Here is a 22708-nt window from a genome sequence, read left to right as displayed (position 1 = left end):
GTTTTGGCAGGGAACGGCAAAGGAGGGTATGGTCGATCAAGGGATCTGCGCGGAGGAAGCATGAAGTTGCGCTGGCTGATTTACCTGGGCCTCGTCCTAATTGGAGCGGCGGGCGTCCTAAACGCCCAGACCGAGGATCCCGCAAGCGGGTCCGAGACCGACTCGCCGCGGGTGGTGCTGGCGGATGTCAACGGCGTAATCGGCCCCGCTCAGGCGGACTGGGTGGACCAAGTCCTCTCCCGGGCCGGGGAGCGGGGCGCGGCGGCGGTGATGCTGCGCCTGGACACCCCGGGCGGGCTGACCAGCTCCATGCGCACCATCATCCAGTCCATACTGAGCTCGCCGGTCCCCGTCATCGGCTGGGTGGGCCCCAGCGGCAGCCGCGCCGCCAGCGCCGGCACCTACATCCTCTACGCCTGCCACGTAGCCGCCATGGCTCCCGGAACCAACCTGGGCGCCGCCACCCCAGTGCAGATGGGCGGCGGCCTGCCCGGCTCCGAGGAGCCCGACACCGAGAAGGAAAACGGTAGCGAGGCCAACGGCCGGGAGGCCCCTGCCAACGCCAAGGAGCGCAAAGCCGTGGAGGATGCCGTGGCCTACATTCGTAGCCTGGCGGAGATGCGGGGGCGCAATGCCGACTGGGCCGAAAGGGCCGTGCGCGAAGCGGCCTCCCTATCCGCGGAGCAGGCCGCCGCCGACAATGTGATCGATTTCGTGGCCGCCAGCGAGCAGGCAGTGCTTGCTCAAGCCAACGGGCGCCGGGTGGACACTGGAGCGGGCACGGTCACCTTAGCCCTGGAGGGGGCCGTCACCGAGTCCATGGCGCCGGGCTGGCGGACGCGTCTGCTCCAGGTCCTGGCCAATCCCAATGTGGCCTACATCCTCATGCTCATCGGCATCTACGGCTTGATCTTCGAGCTGGCCAACCCGGGGGCCATCGTCCCCGGGGTGATCGGCGGCATCAGCCTGCTGCTCGCTCTATACGCCTTCCAGACCCTGCCGGTGAACTTCGCTGGCCTCGCCCTCATCGGCCTGGCGATCCTGTTCTTCGTGGGCGAGGCGGTGGTGCCCAGCTTCGGCGCCCTGGGCGTGGGCGGCCTGATCGCTTTCGTGCTGGGCTCCGTCCTGCTCATGGACACCGACGTCCCGGCCCTGGAGATCGCCTGGCCGGTGATCGTAACCGCCAGCCTGGTCACCGGGGCCTTTATCCTGGCGGTGGCAACCATGGCGGCCAAGGGCCACCGCCGCCAGCCGGTGAGCGGGTCCGGTCACCTGGTGGGCCGCACCGCGGAGGCGGTAGAGGATCTGGATCCCGAAGGCCGGGTGCGGTTCGAGGGCGAGCTGTGGCGGGCCCGTGCCAGCCGCCCCGCGGCTAAAGGCGACACCGTTCGCATCGACGCCCTGAATGGCCTGACCCTGGCGGTCAGCCCCATCGAGGATTCGGCTCAAAGCGAGGAGTGAGCCATGGAAGGCCTGCTGACCAACCCGTTGACCATCGTCGTCGTCCTTGTCGTCCTTTTCCTTATCTCGGCCCTGCGGGTCTACCGCGAGTACGAGAGGGCCACCATCTTCCTGCTGGGCCGCTTCTGGAAGGTCAAGGGTCCCGGGCTGATCATCGTCATCCCCATCATCCAGCAGGCGGTGCGGGTGGACCTGCGCACGGTGGTCCTAGACATCCCGGCACAGGAGGTCATTACCCAGGACAACGTCTCCACCTCGGTTAGCGCCGTGCTGTACTACCGGGTCATCGAAGCCGAGCGCGCGGTGATCCAGGTGGAGGAATACCACGAGGCAACCACCCAGCTGGCCCAGACCACGCTGCGCTCGGTGCTTGGCAAGCACGACCTGGACGACCTGCTGGCGCAGCGCGACAAACTGAACGCCGACATCCAGGACATCCTCGACAGCCAGACCGAGGCCTGGGGGATTAAAGTCTCCAACGTGGAGATTAAGCACGTGGAGATCGCGGAGTCCATGGTGCGGGCCATCGCCAAGCAGGCCGAGGCCGAGCGCGAGCGCCGCGCCAAGGTCATCCACGCCGAGGGCGAGCAGCAGGCGGCGGAAAAGCTAGTGGACACCGCCGCCCAGATGGAAGAGCACCCCGGCGCCCTGCAGCTGCGCTACCTGCAGACGCTGACCGAGGTGGCCACCGAGAACAACTCTACCACCCTGTTCCCCATTCCCATGGACCTGCTTCAGCCGTTCCAGGACTGGCTCGCGGGCAAGCAGGAAAAGGCCCAGCAATCCTAGGAGGGCTGGCCTGGAGTTATCTTTAGGCCGTCGTAGCTGGCCTCGCTTGGTGGGAAAATCGCTCGGGCCTGGGCCAGGTGCTCGCCCGGATCCCGGTAGCGCTGCGAGAAGTGCCACAGCCAGAGCTGCTCCACACCGGCATCCCGGGCCGTTAGCGCCGCCTGGGCGGCGGTGCTGTGGCCGGTTTCCGCCGCCCGGTCGGCGTGCTCGTCGGTGAAGGTGGCGTCGTGGACCAGGGCATCGGCGCCTTCGGCCAGAGCGGTCAGCCCCGGATTGGGCCGGGTGTCCGAGGAGAACACCAGCGAGCGCCCGAGCCTCGGCGGTCCCACCACCATCTGCGGGGTAACCGTGGCGCCGTCGGCGGCGGCAACCGCCTCCCCCGCCTTGAGCCGGCCCATGGCCGGCCCATGCGTCACGCCCAGGGCCCGCGCCCGCTCCGCATCCAGGGCTCCGGGCTTATCGGGCTCCTGGATCCGGTAGCCCAGCACCGGGGCGGTGTGGTCCATCCAGGCGCAGGTGACTCCCAGATCGCCCAGAGTCGATTCCTCCCCTGGGCCCAGCTCATGGGCGATAGTGCAGAAGGAGGGGGAAAAGGGCGCCAGGCTCACAGCCCGCCGCACGAACTCCTGAACCCCTGGCGGGCCGTAGATGTCCAGCCGCCGTTCCCGGCCCATGAGCTGGAAGGTCTGGAGGAGACCGGGCAGGCCCAGGCAATGATCGGCATGAAAATGCGAGAAAAGCACGGCGCGCACCCGGCCGAAGGGCACCCCGGCCGCCTGCAGGGCGCGCACAGTGCCCTCGCCGCAGTCGAGAAGGAATAGCCGCCGGCCGCGCTCCACGGCCAGACCGGTGACATTGCGCCCCGGCGTGGGGTAGCCGGCGCCAGTTCCGAGGAAGGTCAGGCGCAGACCGGAGCCGTTCATGCGGGCCACCCGCCGGGCGCTACCCGAGTAGCCAAAGGCCTTGCTTGCCGGCCGCGGCGATGACGATCACTACCACGCCGATGGTCATGTTGACGCCCACCGACCGGCGGATGCGCCCCAGCTGGCGGCCGCCCTCCTGCAGATCGCCGGTATTGACGGCGTCGCGCAGCTTGCGGAAGGGGGCGAAGTAGACGTGCAGATAGATCAGGATCATGACGATGCCGAGGCCACTCATCAGGTGGACGTAAAGCGGCGCCCCGTCCATTCCGCCGAAATACCAGAAGATGTAGGTGTAGCCAGTAAGGGGCAGCAGGACGACGGCGGCCCATACCCAGGGGAAGAAGCCCCGGAAGGTGGCAACCCACAGGCGCAGACGATCGGCGGTTTCCAGCTGGCCGGCGGCGGGCCGCTGGAAGGCGTAGGCGAAGATCATGCCGCCCACCCAGATAACGGCGAACAGCACGTGGACGGCTACCAGAAAGGCCTGCATGCGCGCTCCCCTTATCCGTTGGAACGGGGACCGACGGTCCCCGGATCAGCGTTCGTGCTCGCCGGACGACCGGTCGGCCAGCCAGGCCAGGCGGTGCCGGTTGAGCTCCCAGATGCGGTCGGGAATCTCACCCCGTTCCTCGGGCGAGGTCAACCGCCCGGCCGTAAAGGCCGCCAGCGACTGCCAGTCCACAACCGCCAGGCCGTTCTTTCCGGCGCCGAAGAACACCATCAGCCCAGAACGGCTGCGCCCGGCGGTGGGCAGGACGGCGCCCAGCAGCTGGATGTCCCCGGCCCCGGCGCCCGCCAGCACCGTCCCCTGCTGGCCGTAAGGCACTACCAGGCTACCTACCAGGTAGGGCACCGACTCGCCACAGGACCAGCACACTTCCACCGGCTCCAGGACCCCGTGCCCGCGGGCCTCCGCCCGGATATCGGGAGCCTCCAGGCAATAGTCGTCGACGGTCAGGGTCAGGCGGTTGCGGGTGCCGTTGGGCAGGAACAGGGGCGCTCTGCGCGCGCAGGTGGGGCAGTGCCAATCGCGGGTCCAGGGGCCCTCGACAATTTCCCCCATGGGCAGATCCTCCTCGGTTGTAGTAAGCTTATCTCGGTGCCAGCTACATGGCGACCGACCGGCCGTTTCCCCGACCTTGCAACATTGCTTGGATCCGACCTCTCCCTGCCGTAGTCATAGACAGACCTCTATGACACCCAAAAGAAATCCGTTCTTCTTAGGTCGCAGAGTAGCGGGTAGAATTCCTCGGACAATGCGGGCTGCACCCTGCTAGTGAAGCGGCAGGCCCCGGCCCGGCACCCGTCAAGGAATGCCCGGAACCAACCTGCCACCTCAATGATACAGCTACGTACCTACGTCTATATCGATTCCCTGCAGCCGCAGCTGGCCGAGTACTTGGCCACTGCCTCCCAGGGATTCCTGCCGGTGCCGGGGGATTCGTGCCTGTGGGTGGAGGTGTCACCGGGCATGGCCGTACACCGGCTGACCGACATCGCTCTCAAGGCCACCCAGGTGCGGCTGGCCCAGCAGGTGGTGGAGCGCGAGTACGGCTCGCTGGTCATCCACCACCGCGACCAGAGCGACGTGCAGGAATCCGGGCGCGTGCTGCTCGACCAGCTGGGCACCCAACAGGCCCAGCGCAAGGAGTGCCACGTCGCCTGGAGCGAGGTCATCCGGGGCATGACCCCCGACCACACGGTGCTGATCAACCGCCAGGACCGACGGGGGTCTATGATCCTCCCGGATCAGAGCATGTACATCCTGGAGACGGAGCCGGCCGGCTACATCGTGTATGCCGCCAACCAGGCGGAGAAGGCCGCCAGCATCACCATCATCGATGTCAAGGCCGTCGGTGCCTATGGCCGGCTGACACTCGCCGGCAGCGAGGCCGACGTGGACGAAGCGGCCATTGCCGCCGAGCGGGCGGTAAAGAACCCCGCCGGTACTTAGGGGAACCAACCATGCATCGCCGCGAGCTCCTGGCCCTGCTGGATCAGCACCACTCCACCTACCCGGACGAGGCCAGCTTCGTCCATCGCGCGCGCCAGTTCGTGATGGACCACCCCGACTGCTTCCACCGGCAGCTGCTGCCCGGCCACATGACCGGCTCGGCGTGGGTGGTCAACCCCACCGCCGACCGCACCCTGATGATGCATCACCGCAAGCACGACCAGTGGTTCCAGCCCGGCGGCCATGCCGACGGCAATGCCGACATCCTGGGTGTGGCCCTGCGCGAGACAGCCGAGGAAACCGGACTGGACCCGGCCCACATTAACCTGGTGGACGGCGCCGTCTTCGACCTCGACCAGCACACCATCCCCACCCAGCCCCACTTCCCCCAGCACTTCCACTTCGATGTGCGCTTCCTGGTCACCATCGACGACCGCCTGCCGGTGCCGGGCAACGAGGAATCGCACGATGTCCTGTGGCTCGACTTGAATCAGGTCCCGCAGCTGAACAACAATCGCTCCACTTGGCGTATGTTGGACAAGACGCGGCGTCTGCGCCGACCCCTGAGCGCCTGACCCCCGCCGGCCCGGCCCTGTTCGCGTTTGCCACACCGGGGCCGGGCGCGGCGACGGCGCCTAGGCCCCCGCCCACCAGCCCATGAGGCGCCCATGCCGGATAGCGATTACTGGTCGGCCCGCCGGAATCCCGGCGCTACCCGGCGCCCGGCGGACGTACGCCACCCCTACGAGCGGGACAAGGCCCGGATCATCCACTCCGCCGCCTTCCGCCGGCTGCAGTCCAAGACCCAGGTTCTGGGGGTGGGCGAGGGGGATTTCCACCGCACGCGCCTGACCCACTCCATGGAGGTGGCCCAGATCGGCGCCGGCATCGTGCGCCAGCTGGAGGGCCGCGCCCGCAACGGCGAGCTTGCCGCGGAGGCGGCCGAGCTGCTTGACGCCCAGCTCATGGAGACCATCTGCCTGGCCCACGACCTGGGCCACCCACCCTTCGGTCACGGCGGCGAGATCGCGCTTAACTACATGATGCGGGACGCCGGGGGCTTCGAGGGCAACGGCCAGACCCTGCGCCTGCTGGGCCGGCTGGAGGCGCACACCCCGGGCTACGGCCTGGACCTGAGCCGGCGGACCTTGCTCGGCGTACTCAAATACCCCGTCCCCTATGGGCGGGTGGCGCCGCCGCGCCCCTCGCCGGAGGCCAAGCCGGTCAGCGACGATGCCCTGCTGCGGGTGCGGGCCGACCACTGGAAGCCGCCCAAGTGCTTCCTGGACGATGAGGTACCCATCGTGCACTGGGTGACCGAGGGCCTGCCGGCGGGGGACCGACGCGGCCTGGGCCGGGTGCGCCGGGATCCCGAGGTTGGCAGTCCCGGCAAGACCGCCGAGAAGGCCTTCGACACCTCGATCATGGAGATCGCCGACGACATCGCCTTCGGCGTTCACGACCTGGAGGATGCCGTCGCCCTCGATCTGATCGGGCGCGAAGCACTGCAGGCGGAGATCGGCGACCTCCTCGACGGGGCCTGGGCCCGGGGCCGGGGCCTGGAGGGGGTGCTGGACGACCTGTTCCCGACCGACGGCGACGAGGAGACCGCCAGCGCCCGCCGCAAGCAGGCCATCGGCTCCCTGGTGCACGCCTTCCTGGCGTCGGTGGAGGTGACCGAGGCCGACGCCTTCGAGACCCCGCTACTGCGTCATCGCGCCCGCCTGCAGCCGGAGGCCGAGGCCCTGCTGGAGGCGCTCAAGGGCTTCGTGGGCCAAGAGGTGATCCAGGCCCCGGTGGTGCAAACCCTGGAATACCGCGGCCAGCAGATCGTCATGCGGCTGTTCGCCGCCCTGGCCTCGGATCCCGGCCGGCTGCTCAAGACCGGATTCGCCCGGCGCTGGTGGGAGGCGCCCTCGGAGGCGGCGGGGCTGCGCGTGGTGTGCGACTACATCGCGGGCATGACCGACGAATACGCCACCCGCATGTACGAGCGCCTGTTCATGCCGCGTCAGGGGACGGTGTTCGAGCGGCTTTAAGGAAGGCTTGTAGGAGCGGCGGCCCCCGCCGCGATGCCTTTTCCGGAATGGGGCACAGCAGCCCGACCGCGGCGAGGCGCCGCCGCTCCTACCGCTGTTCTTTGGGCTCGGAGCCCGCCTCCCCGAAGACAACCGGCTCGATCAAGCCGGCCCCCTCCTCCGCCAGGAACGCCAGGAAGTTATCGGCCACAACCGACAGGCGCTTTTCCTTGAGGTGCACGGCGTACCAGTGCCGTTGCAGCGGAAAGCCGTTCACGTCCAGCACCGCCACCTTGCCGGTGGCGCGCTCCAGCCTCAGAGTGTGCAAGGACAGCACCGACAGCCCCAGCCCCGCCATCACCCCCTGCTTGATGGTCTCGTTGGAGCCCAGCTCCATGCCGCCCTTGAGCGACAGCCCCCGATCGGCGAAGAACTGCTCCATGGCCAGCCGGGTGCCGGAGCCCGGCTCGCGCAGCAGGAAGGTCTCCTCGGCAAAGCGCTCGGGCGCGATCCGGCTCGCCCCCGCCAGGGGATGGTCGGGCGGGGCCACCACCACTAAAGGATTGGGCATGAAAGCGGTGCCGGTGACGCCCATGCCCTGCGGGACGCGGCCCATGATGGCCAGCTCGTCCCGGTTGGCGGCGAGGCGTTCCAGCACCGTCTCCCGGTTGCTCACCTCCAGCCGCACGTCCACCTCCGGATAGCGCCGCGAGAAGGCGCCCAGCAGGTGCGGCGCGAAGTACTTGGCGGTGGTAGTCACCGCCAATCCCAGCCGGCCGCGGACCATGCCCACCAGGTCGGCCAGCCTCATCTCCAGGTCCTCGGCCCGGTTGATCATCTCCAGGGCCGCCTTCTGCACCTCCTCGCCCGCCTCGGTGAGGAACAACCGCTTGCCTACCTGCTCGATCAGGGGCAGGCCGGCGATCTCCTCCATCTGCCGCATGTGCCCCGACACGGCAGGCTGGGTCATGAACAGCTCCTCCGCCGCGCGGGTGTAGTTCAGGTGGCGGGCCACCGCCTCGAACACTTGCAACTGGCGAAAGGTAAGGTGCATATTGACTAATTGCCTGAAATGGTTTGGGGTTTTTAACCATAAACTGGGGATTATGGTTACTAGAAAAAATTCCGATTTCAAATTATTTCTTCCGGGCCATAGTATTCCCTCTACTGATCGGGCCGGCATCTGATGCGGGCGCCGGCGGGCCCGGAAGCGACCTGACCGCCTCAGGCGGGGGCTGCATCCCAAGCTCGTCGGGCGCGCCCGACCGAATCCACAGCACCCATGATAGGAGCGAGCCATGGGCAAGACGTTCGAGGCCGGGGTAAAGGAATACCGGGAAAACTATTGGGAACCGGATTACCCCATCAAGGAAAGCGACTTCCTCGCCGTATTCAAAGTGACCCCGCAGCCCGGCGTGCCGCGTGAAGAGGCCGCCGCGGCCGTGGCCGCCGAGTCCTCCACTGGCACCTGGACCACCGTCTGGACCGACCTGCTGACCGACCTGGACTACTACAAGGGTCGCGCCTACAAGGTCGAGGATGTTCCCGGCGACGACGAGGCCTTCTACGCTTTCATCGCCTACCCCATCGACCTGTTCGAGGAAGCCTCGGTGGTGAACGTGTTCACTTCCCTGGTGGGCAACGTCTTCGGCTTCAAGGCTGTGCGCAGCCTGCGCCTGGAAGACGTGCGCTTCCCGCTGCACTTCGTAAAGACCTGCGGCGGCCCGCCCAACGGCATCGAGGTCGAGCGGGACAAGATGAACAAGTACGGCCGGCCGATGCTGGGCTGCACCCTCAAGCCCAAGCTAGGCCTGTCCGCCAAGAACTACGGCCGTGCCAGCTATGAGTGCCTGCGCGGCGGCCTGGACTTCACCAAGGACGACGAGAACATCAACAGCCAGCCGTTCATGCGCTGGCGGGACCGCTTCGGCTACATCGCCGAAGCCATCCACAAGGCCCAGGAAGAGACCGGTGAGCGCAAGGGCCACTACTGCAACGTGACCGCGCCCACCCCGGAGGAGATGTACAAGCGGGCGGAGCGGGCCAAAGAGCTCGACATGCCCATCATCATGCACGACTTCCTGACTGGGGGCTTCACCGCCAACACCGGCATTGCCGAATGGTGCCGGGACAACGGCCTGCTGTTGCACGTCCACCGCGCCATGCACGCGGTGATCGACCGCCACCCCAAGCACGGCATCCACTTCCGCGTGCTGGCCAAGGCCCTGCGGCTGTCCGGCGGCGACCACCTGCACAGCGGCACCGTGGTGGGCAAGCTGGAGGGTGACCGCGAGGCGACCCAGGGCTGGATCGACTGTATGCGCGATTCCTACATCGAGGAAGATCGCAGTCGCGGCCTGTTCTTCGACCAAGACTTCGGATCCATGCCCGGCGTCTTCCCGGTGGCCTCCGGCGGCATCCACGTGTGGCACATGCCCTCGCTGGTCAGCATCTTCGGCGACCACTCCGTGCTGCAGTTCGGCGGCGGCACCCTGGGCCACCCCTGGGGCAACGCCGCCGGCGCCGCGGCCAACCGCGTCGCCCTCGAGGCCTGCGTCAAGGCCCGCAACGAAGGCCGCGAGGTCGAGAAGGAAGGCAAGGAGATCCTGACCGAGGCCGCCAAGCACAGCGCCGAGCTCAAGGCCGCCATGGAGACCTGGGAGGAGATCAAGTTCGAGTACGACACCGTCGACAAGCTGGACGCCCAGCACAAGTAAGCGCAGGCACGTCTCTGGAGGGAATGGCAGGGCCCAACGGGCATGGCTCCGAAAAGGCCCCCCTGTAGGAGCGGCTATCAGCCGCGATGCCCTCCGGGGTACCGACTGCCTAACGACGGCACTCGAACGCTAACGAACGAGGATTGGAACAATGGCTGAGATGCAGAACTACGATTCTCAGGTCTCGGATCCGGCCAGCCGGAAGATGGAGACCTTCTCCTACCTGCCCGAGATGACCGACGACGAGATCCGCAAGCAGGTGCAGTATATCGTGGCCCAGGGATGGCAACCGGCGATCGAGCACACCGAGCCCGAGCGCGCCCAGGATGACTATTGGTACATGTGGAAGCTGCCCATGTTCGGCGAGGAGAACGTCGACAATATCCTCAACGAGGCCAAGAAGGCCCACGAGGCCTATCCCGAGCACCACGTCAAGGTCATCGGCTACGACCCCTACCAGCAGAGCCAGGGGACGGCCTTCGTGGTCTACCGGGGCCCGTTGAAGTAAATCGCGCCGCCGCGATGGAATTGGCCCCTGCCCGGCCCGGCCAGGGGCCTTTTTTTGACCCAATGAGGGGTGAGGAGTGACGCGTTAGGGGTAACAACGCCTCCCTTACAGCGCCTCAGTCCTCACGCCTCACCCCTCACTGAGCGAGGAGCGAGCTGACCATGACCGATAGCACCCGCTACGAGATCGACGCCGAGCAGTACCGGATCACCGAGGAGCCCTACTACCGCCCCGTTAGCGAGGAGGTGGGGCTCTACGAGGCCGCCTATTCCGCGCGCATGCCGATTAGCCTCAAGGGCCCCACCGGTTGCGGCAAGTCCCGCTTCGTGGAGCACATGGCCTACAAGCTGGGCCGGCCGCTGGTTACCGTGGCGTGCAACGAAGACATGACCGCCTCCGACCTCGTGGGCCGGTATCTCCTCGATGTCGACGGCACCCGCTGGCATGACGGCCCGCTGACGGTGGCCGCCCGCATCGGCGCCATCTGTTACCTCGACGAGATCGTCGAGGCCCGCACCGACACCACGGTGATGATCCACCCGCTCACTGACCACCGGCGCACCCTGCCGCTGGAGAAGAAAGGCGAGCTGGTGGAGGCCCACCCCGACTTCCAGCTGGTGATCTCCTACAACCCCGGCTACCAGAGCCTCATGAAGGACCTCAAGCAGTCCACCAAGCAGCGCTTCGGCGCCATGGACTTCGACTATCCAGAGTCGGAGTTGGAATCCGAGGTGGTCGCCCACGAAAGCGGAGTGGACACCGAGGCTGCCGGCAAGCTGGTCGCCATCGCCCAGCGCAGCCGGAACCTCAAGGGTCACGGCCTGGACGAGGGCATGTCCACCCGCCTGCTGGTGTACGCCGGGCAGCTCATCGCCAAAGGTGTCAACCCAGTGGACGCCTGCCGCATGGCCCTGGTTCGGCCCATCACCGACGACGCCGACATGCGCGACACCCTCGACGCGGCGGTTACGACCTACTTCTAGAGACAGACTTCTAGAAAGGCGAAAACCATCCGCAGATGACGCGGATTACGCAGATGAAAGGCCAAACGGGTTATCCGCTGCGCTCGGCAGGGGCCGGGGGCAGCTGACCCCTTCCCCGGGGCTGTCGGCAGGACCCCGGGAAACCGATTTAAATCCGGCCATTTATGACCTTGCTCGGGTCTTTTTCATCTGCGTGCATCGGCGCAATCGGCGGATACCCGTTTATTGGCGTTGTCGCTAACGAGGCCCAGCCATGACCGTACATCTCGAGGAATATCAGGAGTTCCTGGAGCAGATCGACCCGCACGTGCGCGACACCCTGGAGGCCTCCTACCACGAGGCCGCCCAGGTGATGTCGCCCAAGGGTCTGGAGAGCTACCTGGAAGGCGCCAAGGCCCTTTGCAAGCTCGGCCGTGGCACCGACCTGGTGGTCTCCTACCTGCAGGAGGCACCGGCGGTGGCCAAGGAGGTGGGCGAGGACGTCGTGCCCGAGTCCGTCAGCGCAGCCATGAAGCTGTCCTCCCTGGTCTCGGGCCAGGTGATCTCCCTGATCTTCGCCACCCTGCCAGTGGCCGCCCGCCGCCTGGGCGACGCCGCCCTGGTCAGCGAGTATCTCAATCTCCTGCACAACCTCTCCAGCCGGGCCCCGCGTGGCATCCGGCCCATGCTGGAGAACCTGGAGGTACTTCTGGGCCGGCTCACCCTGGGCGGCCTGCGCCGCTGGGCCAACTGGGGCGCCGACGCCTACAAGCGCGATTTCCAGGGCCAGCAGCAGTACTTCGCCCTGGAGTCCTCCGACGCCCAGGCGGTGCTGCAGCAGGAGCGCCGCGGCGTGCTCCTGGTGGACCAGCAGCGCCGGCTCAACTTCTACCTGCGCGCCCTGTGGAACAGCGACTTCTTCATGCGGCCAACCTCCGGCGACTTCGAGACCCGGGAAGGGTATCGGCCTTTCATCGACGACTACGTCATCCACCTGCCCGACGCCTACGACGCGGTGGCGGGCCTGGAGGGCAACCTGGTCTACCGCGCCGCGGCCGCTCACGCCGCCGCGCATCTGGTCTATCACGACCACCAGCTGTCGCCGCAGGAGCTGACCACCTCGCAGCGGTTCTTCATCGGCCTCGCCGAGGACGCCCGCGTGGAGCACCTGGCGGCGACGGAATTCCCCGGCCTGCGCGAGCTGTGGCTGCCGTTTCACGCCACCGACGCCGAGGACACGGGGTCGCGCCTGATCCAGCACGCCATCCGGGCCTTCCTGGATCCGGATTTCGAGCCCGAGGCGAGCGCCATCCGCGAGGTGGTGGCGCGCTTCGAGCAGCTCATGGCCGACAACCCGCGCGACCTGCACCTGGCCTGGAGCGTGGGCCTAGCCCTGCACAAGCGCATCAGCGAGCTGGCGACGCTGCCAACCCAGAGCGATCTAGACGGCCTGCTGCCCTATTACCGCGATGACAATGCCTGGCTGTGGCGCTTCGCCGAGGAGTCGGAGGAGGCCGCGGCGGTGGGCTACAAGTCGCCGGACCATCAGGTCCGGCGCACCGTTAGCCTGATGGAGATGGTCAACACCCTCGACGTGCCCAGTGCCGGCGACGACGCCGAGGAGGTGATGATCCTGGAAACCCCCTTCTACCGCGACGGCGAAGAGGTCTCCATCAACGAGCAGGAAGGCAAGAAGCAGGTCAGCCGCCCCTACCACTACCCGGAATGGGACTACCAGATCCAGCTCCACCGCCCGGACTGGGTGACCGTGCTGGAGCGCAAGCCGGCCGTTGGCGACCCGGACTTCATGGAAGCCATCCTGGAGCAGCACAAGGGGCTGGCCAGCCACATCCGGTATCTGATCGACGGCCTCCAGCCCGAGGGCATGGTGCGCAAGCGCCGCCAGGAGGAGGGCCACGACATCGATCTGGACGCCGCCATCGAGGCCATGGTGGACCTGCGCATGGGGGTTTCACCGGACAGCCGGGTCAACATGCGTCTGGAGCGCCATACCCGCGACCTGGCGGTGCTGGTGCTGCTGGATCTATCGGAGTCCACCAACGAGACCCTGGCCGGCACCGACCTCGCCGTGATCGAGCTCACCCGCGAGGCCACCGCGCTGCTGTCGTGGGCCATCGACGGCATCGGCGACCCGTTCGCGGTGCACGGCTTCCACTCCGACGGCCGCCACGACGTCCAGTACTACCGCTTCAAGGACTTCATCGAGCCCTACGGCGACGACGTCAAGTCCCGGCTGGCGGGCATGCAGGGCGAGCTGTCCACCCGCATGGGCGGCGCCATGCGCCACGGCGCGTCGTTCCTGCGGCAGCAGCCCCAGTCCAAGAAGCTGCTGCTCACGGTCAGCGACGGCGAGCCGGCGGACATCGACGAGCGCGACCCGCAGTACCTGCGCCACGACACCAAGCAGGCGGTGGACGAGCTGGCTGCCGAGGGCATCCACACCTACAACCTGACCCTCGACAGCCAGGCCGACGACTACGTTGGGCGCATCTTCGGCCCCGGGGGCTACACCGTGCTGGACCACGTGGAGCGGCTGCCGGAGCGGCTGCCGGAGCTGTTCGCCAACCTCACCACCTGAGCGGACAGCGACACAGAAGCAATTGCCCCACCGCCCGGCGTCCCTCATGGGGCGCCGGGCTTTTTCGTGGGGTCAGGCGGTAGCCGAAATCAGCAGTAGGCGGCCTCAAGCCGTTTGAGGGCGGTTTCCTTGTCCCCGAAGAAGTTCTCCTCGCCGATCAGCTCCACCAGCCCCCCCTCGTCGAAAACCTCTCTGACCTGGTGCTTCAGGCTACTGAAGGTAAGCTGGACCCCCCGGTCCTGCAGACGCTGGGCCAGCTCGCGCACCGTTTCCGCGCCGGTGGCGTCGATGGTGTTGATGCCGCTGCCCACGATCAGAACCGCCCGGGCGTCGGGGAACTCCACCAGGGCTTCCAGGATGATGTCCTCGAAGTAGGCGACGTTGGCGAAGGTGAGGGAGCCGTCGAAGCGCACCGGCACGAATTGCTTGCTCAGGGGCTCGAGGTTGTGGGCCTTGATGCCCCCCAACGAACCATCCGGCCTCCTGGAAACGATCTCGGCGCGGGGCCGCATGGTACGCACCAGGTACCACAGGATGGTCAGCACCACGCCGATCAGGATGCCGTTGGCCAGGTCCGGGGCCATCACCAGGGTAGCGATGAAGGTTACCACGCCGATTAAGGCGGCCGGGCGCTCCACCTTCCACGCGTGAGCCAGCGGCTTGACCCGGATTAGCCCGAAAACAGCGGTCATCACGATCACCGCCAGGACGGACTGGGGCAGGTGGTAGAGGTAGGGGGTGAAGAACAACAGGACGAGCATCACCCCCAGAGCGCTGATGATTGCGAACAGGCCCGTGGTCGCCCCCGTCCGCGCCGCCACCGCCGAGCGCGAGAAGGACCCGCTGACCGTGTAGGAACCGAAGAAGCTGCCGGCAATATTCGCCAGTCCCTGACCCACCAGCTCACGGCTGGTATCAATCCGCTCGCCTGTGCGCGCTGCAATGGCCTTGGAGATGGAGGTCGCCTCCATGAACCCGATCAAGGCCATGACCAGGGCGGCCGGCAATAGCGACGGGATCAGGTCCCATTCCATTGTGGGCACCGAGGGCGCCGGCAAGCCTTGCGGGATATCCCCTACCACGGCGCCGCCAGCCGACAGGGTCACCGTGTCATCCCCGACCCCGGCGAAACGCCATGCGGCGCCGTCGGTAGCGTCCTCGGCGCGGAATCGTCTCGGGCCTTCGCCCTCGCTGGCGGTTAACCGAAATTGGTGAAGGCGGATCCGCAAATTGTTCTTGGCCGACTTTAGCCCCGCTAGCTCGCCATCGAGCCGGCCGATCTCGGCTTTCAAATCGGCCCGGTCGCCCCCTGCTTCCCCAGCACGCTCGGCCGATGCCTGTCGGAGCTGGCTGTTGAGCTGCGCCAAACGCTCGGTGATCTCGTCAATACGCGCTTTTTGCTGCGCATAGCTTTCCACAGCGGCAGCGAAGTCGGGAGCTTCGACTCGATGCAGGGGGACACTGGTCTTTTGCTCGAACCCTACCCAGGCACTCGCGGCAGTGGCCAGAACCACAGCGGCCAGGACCCCCGGGAAGCTCGGCGACAGACGGCGGCCAAAATGGATAACCGCCCATGCGCCCAGGGCAAAGGCCACCGTAACCCAGTGGGCCTCGGGGATCTGGTTGAGGACATTCCACAGGTCCAGGAGATAGAAATCGCTGCGCGGGAAGGGAACCCCCAGGATCTTGCTCAGCTGGGACAGTCCGATGATCAGCGCCGCCGCGTTGGTAAAACCCACGATGACGGGACTGGACAGGAAATTGACGATGACCCCCATGCGGAACAGACCGAGGATAAGCCGAAAAACCCCGACCATCAGTGCGAGCATCACCGACAGCTCAATAAAACGGGGGCTGCCCGGTGAGGCAAACGGCACCAGCGCTGCCGCCGACATCAGCGACAACATGGCCACTGGCCCGGTGTGTAGCTGGCTACAGGACCCCCACAAGGAAGCGACGATCACCGGGATGAAGGCGGCATACAGGCCATACACCACGGGCAAGCCGGCCAGCTGGGCATAGGCCATGCTTTGCGGCACGATCACCAGGGCCACGGTCATGCCGGCGATCAGGTCCCCACGGAGCCCGGACCGGGACATGGGGAACCAGTTCAAAAACGGTAGGAAAGTAGCCAGACGGTCTTTCATGAAAAAGCTCTCAGGATGTAACGCATAAAACCAGCCCCCGGCGGCCTTCCGGAAGGTCCACTTTGGGGGCGCTTTTGCCGTGGCTAGTGGGGTTAGCGAAGGACCAGCAGGGCTCGGAGGACCCCGGCTATGGCCTAGCCGGCCCGAGCCGGCTCCGAAGCAGGGGCCCCAGGCGCCGGAGCCCATCCCCCTGCAGGCAGCCGACGGCTTACCTCAACCTCGTCGGCGATCTGGAACAGGTGAAGCCATTGATTACTGACCAGATCATGAACCATTTGATTCCCTTCAATGGTTCGGTCGATCGCCGCCTGGGGGGCTTCGATGAAGGCGCTAAGGCGAAGGGGCTCGTGAACCCACTGGCGACCATCATGCAGTGATTGCTTGGGAAGCCCCACCCGCAGGTCGCCACCGTTTCCTTCAAGAACCCCCAGGCGCCCCCCGATAACATTGTGCAAAACCTTACTGCCGGCACTGAGATGCTCGGGATCCACCACGGAGCCGTAGTACTGCAGATTGATCCAGGCGGCGACCACCATGGGCGCCGTCATGATCAAATTGAGCACCTCGAAGCCCTCATCCCGGCGCCAGTCGTATTCATGCAGAAAGGCCCGGCCATTAAACGCCATGTGCCCGGTACGCCAGCGCGGCGCGGCAAAGAAAGCGGCGTTGCCCGCAAGTCCCCACTCGGGCCGCACTTGGGCCCAGTCGGCGGCTCGTTGGCGCACCGCCTTCAGGGCACTCTCAGACGAGGAGGTCGGCCGATCCTCCAGCAAACCGAGCCGCTCCTCCCGGGCAAGGGCTCCGGCCTGGTCCAATGAGCGCCGCAGCTGCAACAGGGCCTCTTGGAACCGCTCCGGGATGGCCTCAGTATCCAGCAGGGTCACCTCGTCGCTGGTGGTGTCGTGGAGGGCGGGAACGAACCATGTATCCTCCGGAATGGTTATGCCTCGCTCGGCCAGCTCGGCACGCACTTCGACGTCGTTAAGAATCGCCGCGGCGATGCGCACGCTGGCCTCGCCGGTCTGCCCGGCACAGGCCCCGCAATCGAGCCCTGCGCGGTGGGGATTGTTAACTGTTGAGCTGCCATGGCCCGCGAGAATCACCAGCTTACCGAACCCTTCGGTAAGCCCCATGGCATTGAGGATGAAGGCAGCCAGCTCGGGCCGATCCTCCTTAGGGATACCCACGCTGAGCGCTTCGCCCGCGTCGTTGCCGGCGCATGTGGTGCCGTCGATATCGGGCGACAATGCCGCCGCCTCGCTGCGGTCGAGGCCCTTGGACTCGGGATGGGGCACCGGTCGTGTCAGGCCCAGGTGATCGGTGAGCAGCTTGGGCGCATAGAGCAAGCCCACCGATTCCACAAAGGAAAAGCAGGAGGCGCTCGACAATTTGAACTGCTTCCAGGCCTTGCTTAGCGCCAAGGCCATGCGGCGCCTGCCAACCAGCTCGGAGGTGGTATCGGGACTACCCTCCGGAACGGCCTCACAGACCCGGTATCTAGCCGGCAGAAGGACCGGCAGATGGTCCCGCGGGCAGCCGGCACCGAGCGGCTGGTACGCCACCGGGAGGCCGAAGAAGCCGGCAAAGCCTTGGGTCTGGATGGCATCGGATACCGTTTCCAGGGCCCGCCGGTAGACCTCGGAGCGCACGTCGATGCAGAAGGCGGCCTGGGCCAGTGGGCGATGGTCGTCCCGTGCTTCGTCCTGTGCCGGTTGGGGACGCGCCCCAAGGCCTTCGACCACCCCCCGCTGATAGCTGATCTCCACCGCCCGCTGCAGGACGCAGTCCACCTCAAGGGCATGGGCCTGGTGAGGCCTCAGATCACGCGGCAAGGATTGCAGGTACTGCAGCCATAGCCGAGTTCGGGCGGGACGGTCGCAGTTCTCCACCAGAATGAATTCCCACGCCACCCGAATGGCCAGCAGATCGACGATGTCGTCATCCTCCTGCCCGGCCATCTGGGCCTCCCAGCGCCGATGCCGCAGATAGCTGGCCCAGCCACCCACTCGGGTCAAGGCCAGGTAAAGGAAATCCTCGATGCGTTCGGCAGGCACCTGGAAGCGCTCGAGGACGGACCGAATGGTCTCGCGCGGTTCGCGGGGGAGCTGTTCCAGGGCCTTTTTGGTGCGGATCTCCATCTCGCCGGGGGTCTTGTCGATTCGGGTATATTCCAGCCACGCCTCGTACAGCGAGTCGCCGAAGCGGGGCATCGGCCACAGGACCTGGCCCTGGTCGTAGTAGGCACCACAAAACCCGCTGATCTGCTGGATCACATAACGGGAAAAGCGAGGCCTGTAGCGCTCATCGAGAAGATCCGCATACAACATGATGCGCGTTGCGGGCGGCTCGGGCTCATTCGCAGCTGCCCGGACGTCCTCGGGGATCAGCTCACTGCCTGCCAGCTCCAGGGCCTGTTCCAGGTCCTCCTCGCTGATCCGCCCGCTTGCGAGCTGCTGGGCCAGCCATCGCCGGTCCATGGTCAGTGGTCGCCCCAGGACGCGAAGCTGGTACTCGGCCGCGCGGTCAAAATCCCAGTCGACGAAGCCGTGGAAGGGGTTAGTGGCAACCAGGCAATCCAGCGGCCAAAATGGCGGGATGCGGTTGCAAACCGTATCAATGGCCTGGTCGATATTCGCTGCGGCCCCGCCGGCGGGCCCGGAGAGCGTTGCCGACTCTTCGATCTTCATTGCCTCGCCTCCCCGTCCGGTGGATAAACGGTTTCAGGGGACGGTGAAACCGCCGGTCATGGCGCGGGCAGGGCCGCGCTCACCGCCGAAACTTGGCAGGCCACACCCGATAGACCAGTCGCTCCACCGGCTGGTCGGTGTAGAGCCCGTTGTAGAGGTGCACATAAAGGCGCTTCAGCCACGGGGTTTCCCCCCTATGGATAAGCACCGTCTGAAAGAAGGACAAGCTCAAAAAGATCACTGCAACCAGTCCCAGGAGCAGGTACTGCCCCGCGGAAGCCGTCTCTGGAATGGGCTTCAAATCGGCTGCGAAAACCGCCGCGAACAGCTTGTGAAGGGCGAAATAGGCGGCGCTAACGACCACACTCAGGCCCACCAGCTTCCCCAAGAAGCCAGCGCTTGAGGCGCTCGTGCGGCTGGCTAGCAGCAACTGGTTGATGGCGACCGAAAGAATGGCTCCCAGGGCAATCAGCGCAGGCTCATTAGCCGGAGTCAGACCCCACAAAGCCGCCATGCCGAACGTAATGACGGCACTGCCAAGCACCGTAACCAGCCACATCGCGGGGGGCGGCGACCGTTTGGGCGGTGCCGCCGGCCCCCGCAAAAGATCAACGATGCTGCCCGATGACAGGAAGGCATGGGCCTTGTACAGGGAGTGGGCAATCAAGTGCAGCAGACCCAGCACGAACAGCCCCAGACCCAGCTCCATGAGCATGAAGCCCAGCTGGCCGGCGGTGGACCAGGCCAGCGAGCTCTTGATGGCCGTCTGGGTGAGCATGGCCAGTGAGGCGATGGCCGCTGTCACCAGGCCCACAAGGAGCATGAGGGTCAGTGCGCCACCCTCCGCCATAAGCAGCTCGTGGGTACGAAGGACCACGATGGCGCCACTGTAGACGATGCCCGCATGCAGGAGCGCCGATACGGGCGTGGGGGCCTCCATGACCTGCAACAGCCAGCCATGGAATGGGAACTGCCCGCTTTTGAGAACGGTGTAGGCAACAATCAACCAAGCGGCGATATGGGCTTGCCAGGGCAAGGCCGCTTCAGAGCTTACCTCGGCAGCGATCCCATCGAAGGAAAGGGTGCCCAGACCAAAGCCCAGCAGGACGGCGGCAGCAACCAGGGAGAAATCCGCCACTCTGCTAAATAGGAGCTTCTTATGGGCCACCATCTGGGCCCGGATGCGCTCCTGGTAGTAGGTGAGCAGCTTGTTGAGAAAGCTGCCCGTTATTAGCATGGCCAGAACGAAAAGCAACAAGTTGCCGGCCACCACCGCCATCATGAAGCCACCAGCGGTCAGGGCCAGCCAGCGGAAGAACCGGCCCTGCTCGGCCTCGCCGGCGAGATAGCGGCTGCTGTAGCCGGCGACGATGCTTAGCAAGAAGGCGACCAGAGGTAGGATCGCAAAGGTGACCCGATCGGCCTGAACCGCCCACCGGAGAAAGCCCTCTGCCGTTTCACCCGAAAGGGAAACCACAATGGCTACCAGCCACAGGACCAATCCGAGGGCGGTGCCCATTTGGACGGCCAAAGCCATTTGCTGAGGCAACCGGTTGGCTAGGGTGCTCGGCACCACCCCCACTACAAGCATGATCAAAGGAGCTAGCAGAAGCCAAAGCTCAGGGGTAAGCAGTGCATTGAATGCCATTTAGACGAACCCCCCTCAAGAAAGTTGCCATAGGCAGTTCTCGGCGACTGAGTCCATGTTTGCTTACAGGCCGAGTCTAGGCTCCAATGGGGGAACCCTTACTAATCTATCTTTTTAATGGGCTTCATTTATAAAATCTATACCAATGGCTTCAGCCCAAGCTTTGCGGGATTCTGGACCGTCGTTGGGACGAAAAAGGGACCCGGCCCTACTCGAACCGGAGGCAATCGATCCCAGACCACCCTCCCCCCCCCGCGCGAGCCTGGTCCCCTCTTCTTTTCTCCCAGTGCCTAAATCGCGGTAACCCTGTCTATGCCTGCAAGGAGCACAGGCCAGGGGTCATCCATTTGGGCCTGGCGTTTGCGCTTCAAGGATAACGCATAGCCGTGTCAGGAGTGTCCGCAATGCCGAACAATCCGCAGCGGCGCAGGGCCCACGGTCTTTGCCACCCACCAATGGCACACGTCCCCACGATTGACGAGGATTAGCCAGCGCAAGGGCCACCAGGCCGGCGATATTACCGCCAGCCCGGACAGCCATTCACCGTTCCGAGCACCAGCTCCTGAGCCTCAATCCGGCCAAACGCGCGGGGCCACCTGGAAGGCATCCGGACCCGGAAGGCGTCCGTGGCCCTGCAGGCCGTTCGGATCCGGTATCCGGGGGAGCGATTGGTAGGTGTCCTTTTTGGGAAGTCGCTGACCGCCCCTGGCTTGCCGGCTAGGTGGGCGCCCACCTGAAGCGGATTTGCTTCCGCCCTGCGAAGCCGGGGTTGCGTTGCCGGATTGGGCCTTAGACGACCCCTGGCTTCCCGAACCGCTCCCCTGGCCCCTCGAGCTGGTCCCCTGCCCGGCGGCGGCAGACTGGCCCTTGGAGGATGCCTTCGACGTACCCGGGCTCTCCGAGCCACTCCCCTGACCGCTTGAGCTGGTACCCTGGGAGCCTGAACTTTTGCCTTTGGGGGCCGCGGAGCCCTTCGACGACCCGGTGGAAGGCTTCTTTTGATCGCTGTCCTGCTCACTCATGGTTCGCCACCTCGCAGCTGCATGGATTACTACCAACGGCGACGCCCACCGCCCCATCCCGGCCAGGCCGGGCAATAGCGGCGACTCAGCCTTCAGCCCGTAATGGCGAGCTGGTCCAAAGCCAGCCGCTCCAGATCGCGCGCATAGCTCCGCTGGGCATCCGTTAGCTCGTTTTCACCATCCGGGGCTTGGACCTTCAGACGCACCGAATACCGATCGAAGCTCATATCGGCGAAAATCTCGGTGCGCTCCGACAGCTCGGCCGCTTCATCCAGGAAGGCACGCAAGGTGCCGTAATCGGGGAAATCGAAGCGCGCCTCCAGTCGGGGTGGCCGCTGAATTTCTTGCCAATGGTCGGTCATGGCTACCCTCCTTAGGTGTCAGGATCGCGCACCAGCGACTGGCCCCGGCTCGGTCAGCTGGGTCAGCCAACGCTCCAGCTCCCGGGCGTGCTCCTGCTCCTCCCGGAGCAGTTCCCCGAAAAAGGCCTGACCATTCGAATCACCGGAGCGTGCGCAAAAATGGAAAGCCTGCTCGTAGAGGCTCACGATCTCGGATTCCAGCTGCCAGTTGGCGCGCAGCACCTCTTGCAAATCCTGGCCGGTGACCACTGGGCGCAGGAATGAAGCGTTAGGAGCAACCCCGAGCGAGAGCATGCGGGCAACCAGGCGATCGACGTGGCCCATCTCCTCCTGGGCCTCTTGACGGAACTGCGAAGAGGCCCGGTCCATACCCCAGTTGTCGGCCAAGCGGGCGTGCGTGAGATACTGCTGGACCGCCGACATCTCAAAGCTCAAGGCCCTGCCCAGGAACCCCGGCACGCGAGGGTCACTGTTCCTCATGGCTGTTCCCGCCCCGTAGGTTGATTAGCCCGACTTGCGATCGGGCAGATCCCGGAATCCACCTCTTAGCTTGTGGCCGGAGACTCCGCCAAGCTCTTGCCGCCGTTACCCAGCACCGGCTCCACTTCGCGGTGCGGACGGGCGATGATGTGGGCCGCCACGAGGCCGTCGCCGACCCGCTCGCAGGCGTCCGCTCCGGCCCGCACCGCCGCATTGACGGCACCGGTCTCGCCACGTACCAGGATGGTAACGTAACCGCCGCCAACGAACTCCCGGCCGATCAGTCGAACCTCCGAGGCCTTGGTCATGGCGTCGGCCGCCTCAATACCCGGGACCAAACCACGGGTCTCGATCATGCCCAGGGCAATGCCGTAGGTTTCGCTCGCCATCTTCCCTTCTCCTGTATGGGCGGGGCCATTGGGTCCCCGCTG

Annotated in this window: 19 protein-coding genes; 9 read left to right on the top strand and 10 right to left on the bottom strand. The window is 65.8% G+C overall.

The genetic code is table 11. The annotated features are described in order from the left end of the window. Positions 1-60 precede the first annotated feature (60 nt). Positions 61-1461: an NfeD family protein gene (locus V5A19_RS04475; protein ID WP_332327718.1), complete on the top strand. Its 1401-nt coding sequence runs from the start codon at positions 61-63 to the stop codon at positions 1459-1461. A gap of 3 nt (positions 1462-1464) precedes the next feature. Next, a complete protein-coding gene (locus V5A19_RS04470) occupies positions 1465-2250 on the top strand; it encodes a slipin family protein (protein WP_332318739.1) in 786 nt (261 codons plus the stop codon). On the opposite strand, the gene V5A19_RS04465 is transcribed toward V5A19_RS04470, so the two are convergent. The 3 genes from V5A19_RS04465 to V5A19_RS04455 are packed head-to-tail and all read right to left on the bottom strand — an operon-like array spanning position 2247 to position 4236. After that, positions 2247-3173 carry a ribonuclease Z gene (locus V5A19_RS04465; protein ID WP_332318740.1) on the bottom strand — a complete coding sequence of 309 codons (927 nt, stop codon included), beginning with the start codon at positions 3171-3173 and terminating at the stop codon, positions 2247-2249. The genes V5A19_RS04470 and V5A19_RS04465 overlap by 4 nt on opposite strands. Before the next feature lie 19 nt (positions 3174-3192). Beyond that, entirely contained in the window at positions 3193-3663 is a 471-nt protein-coding gene (locus V5A19_RS04460) for a CopD family protein (RefSeq protein ID WP_332318741.1), read from the bottom strand. A 45-nt stretch (positions 3664-3708) separates the two neighbouring features. Next, on the bottom strand, positions 3709-4236 hold the full coding sequence (locus V5A19_RS04455; protein ID WP_332318742.1) for a hypothetical protein: 528 nt from the start codon (positions 4234-4236) through the stop codon (positions 3709-3711). A 276-nt stretch (positions 4237-4512) separates the two neighbouring features. On the opposite strand from V5A19_RS04455, the gene V5A19_RS04450 reads away from it, so the two are divergent. The 3 genes from V5A19_RS04450 (at position 4513) to V5A19_RS04440 (ending at position 7166) form a co-directional block, all read left to right on the top strand. Next, the gene (locus V5A19_RS04450) at positions 4513-5127 is read left to right on the top strand and encodes a hypothetical protein (RefSeq protein WP_332318743.1); all 615 of its coding nucleotides are present in this window, start codon (positions 4513-4515) and stop codon (positions 5125-5127) included. Between the two features lie 11 nt (positions 5128-5138). Further along, complete coding sequence (locus V5A19_RS04445) at positions 5139-5702, top strand: NUDIX hydrolase (protein ID WP_332318744.1); 564 nt, start codon at positions 5139-5141, stop codon at positions 5700-5702. Positions 5703-5795: 93 nt separating this feature from the next. Then, positions 5796-7166 (top strand): anti-phage deoxyguanosine triphosphatase, encoded by a 1371-nt coding sequence (locus V5A19_RS04440; protein ID WP_332318745.1) that lies wholly within the window; start codon positions 5796-5798, stop codon positions 7164-7166. A gap of 88 nt (positions 7167-7254) precedes the next feature. On the opposite strand, the gene V5A19_RS04435 is transcribed toward V5A19_RS04440, so the two are convergent. Continuing rightward, positions 7255-8199: a LysR family transcriptional regulator gene (locus V5A19_RS04435; RefSeq protein ID WP_332318746.1), complete on the bottom strand. Its 945-nt coding sequence runs from the start codon at positions 8197-8199 to the stop codon at positions 7255-7257. A 244-nt stretch (positions 8200-8443) separates the two neighbouring features. On the opposite strand from V5A19_RS04435, the gene V5A19_RS04430 reads away from it, so the two are divergent. The 4 genes from V5A19_RS04430 (at position 8444) to V5A19_RS04415 (ending at position 13931) form a co-directional block, all read left to right on the top strand. Beyond that, positions 8444-9862 (top strand): form I ribulose bisphosphate carboxylase large subunit, encoded by a 1419-nt coding sequence (locus V5A19_RS04430; protein ID WP_332318747.1) that lies wholly within the window; start codon positions 8444-8446, stop codon positions 9860-9862. Between the two features lie 151 nt (positions 9863-10013). Then, complete coding sequence (locus V5A19_RS04425) at positions 10014-10370, top strand: ribulose bisphosphate carboxylase small subunit (protein WP_332318749.1); 357 nt, start codon at positions 10014-10016, stop codon at positions 10368-10370. Between the two features lie 161 nt (positions 10371-10531). After that, entirely contained in the window at positions 10532-11353 is an 822-nt protein-coding gene (locus tag V5A19_RS04420; protein WP_332318750.1) for a CbbQ/NirQ/NorQ/GpvN family protein, read from the top strand. Positions 11354-11606: 253 nt separating this feature from the next. Beyond that, entirely contained in the window at positions 11607-13931 is a 2325-nt protein-coding gene (locus tag V5A19_RS04415) for a nitric oxide reductase activation protein NorD (protein WP_332318751.1), read from the top strand. Positions 13932-14020: 89 nt separating this feature from the next. On the opposite strand, the gene V5A19_RS04410 is transcribed toward V5A19_RS04415, so the two are convergent. The 6 genes from V5A19_RS04410 to V5A19_RS04385 form a co-directional block, all read right to left on the bottom strand. Continuing rightward, a complete protein-coding gene (locus V5A19_RS04410; protein WP_332318752.1) occupies positions 14021-16078 on the bottom strand; it encodes a SulP family inorganic anion transporter in 2058 nt (685 codons plus the stop codon). Between the two features lie 134 nt (positions 16079-16212). Then, complete coding sequence (locus V5A19_RS04405; protein WP_332318753.1) at positions 16213-18765, bottom strand: YbcC family protein; 2553 nt, start codon at positions 18763-18765, stop codon at positions 16213-16215. 79 nt (positions 18766-18844) lie between these two features. Beyond that, on the bottom strand, positions 18845-20413 hold the full coding sequence (locus V5A19_RS04400) for a proton-conducting transporter transmembrane domain-containing protein (protein ID WP_332318754.1): 1569 nt from the start codon (positions 20411-20413) through the stop codon (positions 18845-18847). Positions 20414-21527: 1114 nt separating this feature from the next. Continuing rightward, positions 21528-21797, bottom strand: a complete 270-nt coding sequence (locus V5A19_RS04395; RefSeq protein ID WP_332318755.1) for a hypothetical protein — start codon at positions 21795-21797, stop codon at positions 21528-21530. Between the two features lie 18 nt (positions 21798-21815). Continuing rightward, positions 21816-22277: a ferritin-like domain-containing protein gene (locus V5A19_RS04390; protein WP_332318756.1), complete on the bottom strand. Its 462-nt coding sequence runs from the start codon at positions 22275-22277 to the stop codon at positions 21816-21818. A gap of 65 nt (positions 22278-22342) precedes the next feature. Beyond that, positions 22343-22666: a BMC domain-containing protein gene (locus tag V5A19_RS04385; protein WP_332318757.1), complete on the bottom strand. Its 324-nt coding sequence runs from the start codon at positions 22664-22666 to the stop codon at positions 22343-22345. Between the last annotated feature and the right edge of the window lie 42 nt (positions 22667-22708).

Origin of the sequence: Thiohalorhabdus sp. (assembly GCF_036628635.1) — a bacterium.
Lineage (GTDB): Bacteria > Pseudomonadota > Gammaproteobacteria > Thiohalorhabdales > Thiohalorhabdaceae > Thiohalorhabdus.
Note: the sequence above shows the minus strand (reverse complement) of the source record. Positions and strands in the feature narration are given on the sequence as shown.